5 protein-coding genes and 1 pseudogene (1 of these 6 running past the window's edge) are annotated in these 5,000 nt (G+C 50.6%); 2 read left to right on the top strand and 4 right to left on the bottom strand.

The features are described from left to right. The 3 genes in view from ftsX to ftsY are tightly spaced (at most 56 nt apart) and all read right to left on the bottom strand, a layout consistent with a single transcriptional unit that may run on beyond the window. On the bottom strand, positions 1-350 hold the start of the coding sequence (gene ftsX / locus AKL11_RS09555) for a permease-like cell division protein FtsX (protein WP_067516782.1). It extends 688 nt beyond the left edge of the window; the window shows 350 of its 1,038 coding nt (coding positions 1-350); its start codon is at positions 348-350; the stop codon falls past the left edge of the window. Further along, complete coding sequence (ftsE, locus tag AKL11_RS09550) at positions 347-1,015, bottom strand: cell division ATP-binding protein FtsE (protein WP_067516780.1); 669 nt, start codon at positions 1,013-1,015, stop codon at positions 347-349. Before ftsE ends, ftsX begins: the two co-directional genes overlap by 4 nt. Before the next feature lie 56 nt (positions 1,016-1,071). After that, a complete protein-coding gene (ftsY, locus tag AKL11_RS09545) occupies positions 1,072-2,319 on the bottom strand; it encodes a signal recognition particle-docking protein FtsY (RefSeq protein ID WP_067516778.1) in 1,248 nt (415 codons plus the stop codon). A 327-nt stretch (positions 2,320-2,646) separates the two neighbouring features. Here ftsY and rsmD point away from each other — a divergent pair, with 327 nt between their 5' ends. Next, positions 2,647-3,261 (top strand): 16S rRNA (guanine(966)-N(2))-methyltransferase RsmD, encoded by a 615-nt coding sequence (rsmD, locus tag AKL11_RS09540; RefSeq protein WP_067516776.1) that lies wholly within the window; start codon positions 2,647-2,649, stop codon positions 3,259-3,261. A gap of 230 nt (positions 3,262-3,491) precedes the next feature. Next, positions 3,492-4,586, top strand: a complete 1,095-nt coding sequence (locus AKL11_RS09535) for a malate dehydrogenase (RefSeq protein ID WP_067516774.1) — start codon at positions 3,492-3,494, stop codon at positions 4,584-4,586. A gap of 213 nt (positions 4,587-4,799) precedes the next feature. Here AKL11_RS09535 and AKL11_RS25900 read toward each other — a convergent pair. Beyond that, positions 4,800-5,000 (bottom strand): annotated as a pseudogene (locus tag AKL11_RS25900) (hypothetical protein); the annotation flags it as partial.

Raw genomic sequence — 5,000 nt, 5'->3', positions numbered from 1 at the left:
GTTTTCTGGCTGGAATTTTGATTGAGGTAAACGGAAATTCTCGGCTGACCGTCCCAAGCGGAGCCCAGCTGCTGAATATTAGCGACCAACACATAAAGTAATGCCGGCAAGGCAAACGCGACGGCAATGAGCAAACAGTTCAGTAAGCTGGACACTGGTGTTTTCATCAATCGCAAGAACGCTTCTTTACCCACCTGTTTATGCAGGCTGACCAAAGTGCTCATGGTTAAGGTAGCGACTTGCTGGCGTTTAGCGCCCCGGCGTTGAGTATCCTGAGTAACCGGCGCTTCTGTCTTTCTGGGCTCCCGGCTATTCACTCTTTTCTGTTCAGCTTTTTTAAACAAACTCACTGAACCTCCTGGTCTGACACCAGACAACCCTGCTCAAGGGTGAGTATTCGATGACGCATCCGCGCTACCAGTGCCAGATCGTGACTGGCAATCAACACGGTGACGCCAACCTGATTGAAGCTTTCAAAGAGCTTCATGATTTCTGTGGATAACTGCGGATCTAAATTACCGGTAGGCTCGTCCGCAAGAATTAATGAAGGACGATTCACCACTGCCCGAGCCAAACCCACCCGTTGTTGCTCGCCACCGGAGAGAGCCACTGGATAAAGTTTCTCTTTATTTAACAGGCCAACCATATCAAGAGAGGCTCGAACTCGCCCGGCACAATCTTCCGGTGAGTATCCGGCAATCAGCAGCGGCAACGCGACATTATCAAACACCGTACGATCAAACAGGAGCTGGTGATCCTGAAAAACCACCCCGATGTTACGACGAAGATACGGAATACGACTGTTCTTCAATGTCCGAAGATTATGGCCTCCCACCCAGACCTGTCCTGCGCTGGATCGCTCAAGCAGCATGACCAGTTTCATCAAGGTACTTTTACCCGCACCGGAATGGCCGGTCAGAAACGCTATTTCGCCCCGCTTTAAATGAAAGCTGACGTTTTCGAGGCCTGCATGCCCTCCGGGATAACGTTTACTAACACCATCAAAACGAATCATTCAGCGTTCCCTGTCTTGATCATCGCCTGTCGACCATTTAGCTTTCTTGGGTAAACTCAGCTCTCTCGGGTAAAGAGCGCTTTAACAAATTCCGGGGCAGAGAATGGACGCAAATCATCAATCTGCTCACCCACACCCAGAAAACGAATAGGCAGCTTCATCTGTTTAGATAATGCGAAGATCACACCACCTTTTGCGGTGCCATCCAACTTGGTCAGCGCCATGCCGGTCAAGCCAACCGCTTCATGGAAAACCTTCGCCTGACTCAGGGCGTTTTGGCCAGTGCCTGCATCCAGAACAAGAAGAATCTCGTGAGGCGCGGTTGGGTCCAACTTACCCATCACCCGTTTCACTTTTTTAAGTTCTTCCATCAGGTGATCTTTGTTGTGGAGACGACCGGCGGTGTCTGCAATCAGCACATCAACATTACGGGCTTTCGCTGCGGCAAACGCATCGTAGATAACCGAGGCGCTGTCTGCACCCGTGTGCTGGGCAACCACCGGAATTTGATTGCGCTCACCCCAAACCTGCAACTGCTCAACCGCCGCCGCACGAAAAGTATCACCGGCTGCCAGCATCACCTTGCGGCCTTCGGACTGGAATTTGCGAGCAAGTTTACCAATGGTGGTGGTTTTACCCACACCATTCACACCCACCACCAGAATCACGAAAGGAGCATCCTGCTTTGGAATCACCAGCGGTTCATCTGCGGGTGTGAGCACTTCAGCCAACTCTACCTGCAATGCGTTCATTAACGCTTCGGCATCGTCCAGCTCTTTATACTTCACCTTTTGGGTGAGTTTTTCGATGATCTCGGTGGTGGCTTCGACACCGACATCTGCCACCAGCAACTGGGTTTCCAGTTCATCCAGCAGATCGTCATCGATCTCTTTTTTACCAATAAAGAGTTCAGCAACGCCTTCTACCAGAACACTTCGGGTTTTATTCAAACCCTGACGCATGCGGGAAAAGAAGCTGGTACTTTCTGTTTTGGTTTCTGGTTTCGGCGCTGGCGTCGGAACGTCTGCGACCTGCTGAACAGGTTGAGCTTCTGGCTCTGGCTTAACAGTGTCAGGTTCAACACTCACGGTTTCCTGAACTGGAGCCACCACTGACGACTCTGAATGGGTAGCCGTTTCTGAAACCGGTGTTTCAACAACAGCCGCTTCAACTACTGACGCATCTTCAACCGGTTCAGCTTGTTGCTCAACCTGTTCTTCAGCGGTGTCTTCCTGGGCACGTTTGCCCCATGGCCAAAAGCTGCGCTTGGCCTTCTTTTCATCGTCTTTGCGCGAACCGAACATAGACTACTTCAATAACCTTGGTGGGAGTTGCCTGAGGACAGTATGGATAACAAATAGGTTAACTTTGCTGACATTCTGCCATGCAGGGCTGAAAATTGTTTATCCTATCTTAATTCAGTTTTTCACGAAATGAACTTCTCTATTTAGTAGTTAGAACATGGACAACTAGTAGTTAGAACATGGACAACAACGAACCTATTCACTCCCGACGACTGTTACTCCTGACCATCGGGGGCATTGCCATTATATTTCTGGCCTATCTGGTTTCAGCAGATGCCTCAGAGGTACAATCCCCGACCAACTTCACACGCTCGCTGGAGCCCGTTAATGCCTCGCAAGATCATAAAAGCTAGACCATCTGGCTCTCAATCACACACTGGTACAGGTCAGCTGCGGGTTATTGCGGGAGAATGGCGTAGCCGTAAGCTGCCAGTGGCAGATGCTCCCGGGTTACGCCCGACATCAGATCGTGTGCGGGAAACGGTTTTTAACTGGTTGAGCATGATTACTCCCGGAGCCAAAGTGCTGGATGTGTTCAGCGGTACCGGTGCATTGTCGTTTGAAGCGTTATCCCGTGGCGCAGCGTCAGCAACCATTCTGGAAAAAAGCCCGGTGGCCGCCAACATGCTGAAGCGTAATCTGGCGACCTTAAAAACCAGCAAGGCGCAGGTGATCGAAACCGACAGTCTCATTTGGCTAACTCGCCCTGCGGATCAACCTTATGACCTGATCTTTCTTGACCCGCCGTTTCGTATGGACTTGCTCCAGCCTGCCTGCGAACTACTGGAGCGCAATGGTTACCTTCACGAGAATAGCTGCCTCTATATAGAAGTCGAAAAGGAGCTGACCCCAATGCCCGTTCCTGACAACTGGCAGCAGGAAAAGGTGAAAACCGCAGGACAATTGACCTTCAGCCTCTGGTCAAGGATGACAGCCGATTAAAAAACAACAATAAACACAGGCTCACATATGGACTTACCGAAACGTTATCAGTAATCTTGGCGCGGCTGATCTTTATCAAATAAATGGTGCGTCTGAACCCTGTAAGATCCACAAAGCTATCTTTTTCCAAAATGCTGTGGGTCGCCCCTTCACACAAGAAAGAACGGCTCATGGCAGTTTGGACGCATACCTGAACTAAGAACGAACCTGATCAAAAGGAGCAGTTCCCCATGAAACAACCCGTACGTATTGCCATTACCGGCGCCGCTGGCAACATCAGCTATTCTCTGCTGTTCAAAATTGCTGCCGGTGAAATGCTGGGGGCTGATCAACCGGTTATTCTGCAGCTGGTTGAAATTCCGCAGGCCATGGACAAACTCCGCGGCGTTGCCATGGAACTGGAAGACTGCGCCTTCCCACTGGTTCACGGCATCAGCCTGCACGACAACCCATTCGATGGCTTCCGTGGTATTCATTACGCCATGCTGGTTGGTGCACGTCCTCGTTCCAAAGGTATGGAACGTGCTGACCTGCTGGAAGCCAACGCCGTTATCTTTGCTGAACAGGGCAAGGCACTGAACGAAGTAGCTAACCGCGACGTTAAAGCGCTGGTTGTGGGTAACCCTGCCAACACTAACTGCCTGATTCTTTCTCGCAACGCACCAAACCTGGCACCTTCCCAGTTCTGCGCCATGACCCGTCTGGATCACAACCGTGCTCAAGGCATCCTGGGTAACAAACTGGGCGTTAACCCTTCCGATATCGAAGGCGTTTGCGTGTGGGGTAACCACTCACCAACCATGTATCCTGATCTGCACCACGCTCAGGTGCTGGGCGATGAAGCAGCCATCGATATGATCGATGAGAAGTGGTACAAGGAAGAATACACGCCACGCATTCAAAAGCGCGGTGCTGAAATCATCGAATGGCGTGGCCTCTCCAGTGCTGCTTCTGCTGCACAGGCTGCTCTCGACCATATGCATGACTGGGCTCTGGGCAGCGATAGCCGCATTGTTTCCATGGGTATTATTTCCGATGGCAGCTACGGCGTTGCCAAAGGTATCTACTACTCCTTCCCGGTAGTGTGCGAGTTCGGCAGCTACCAGATCATTCAGAACCTGCATATTAATGAATATGGTCAGGCAATGATGAAGAAAACCGAACAAGAGCTGCTGGAAGAGAAAGCCGCTGTTGACCATTTGCTGCCAAAGGAAACCGCTGCGTCCCGTGAAGAGCTAAATACCTCCAGCCGTACGGGTCAGACTGAGTTTGACGTGGGCATCGATACTGGTGAAGCTTACTATAAGGCTGATCGTATCTGCTGATTCCCTCCTGTTAGCTTGGTGGCCAGCTGGCTACCAAGCCCTCTATTGTTAAGAGCCTCTCTACGACCTCACAACCCCATTTTCATCACCTTTCCAACACAATACCACTACGGCCAAATAGCTATACTTGAAATACGACTCAAGTAGCCAAGGAGATGGTGATGCCAACAATCGAAGGCAAAAACGGATTCTATAAGCCACAAAGCACTGAACCTAGTGTAGTGCGCCGTTCTTTTTGCTGCTTAAGCGGCAATTAGCTCGAACTACCTTCTCCAGTATGTCATTAGCCTTGGCTGTCCATATAAACGGCTTGGGCTTCTCGTTATGTTTTTCGATATATTCCTCTATTGCCTCCACAAGCTCTGGAACACTTTTGAATACCCCTCGACGTAAACGCTGTGTGGTTAAATCTCG

Source organism: Endozoicomonas ascidiicola (assembly GCF_001646945.1).
Taxonomy (GTDB): domain Bacteria; phylum Pseudomonadota; class Gammaproteobacteria; order Pseudomonadales; family Endozoicomonadaceae; genus Endozoicomonas; species Endozoicomonas ascidiicola.
This window is presented reverse-complemented; position numbering and strand designations above follow the sequence as displayed.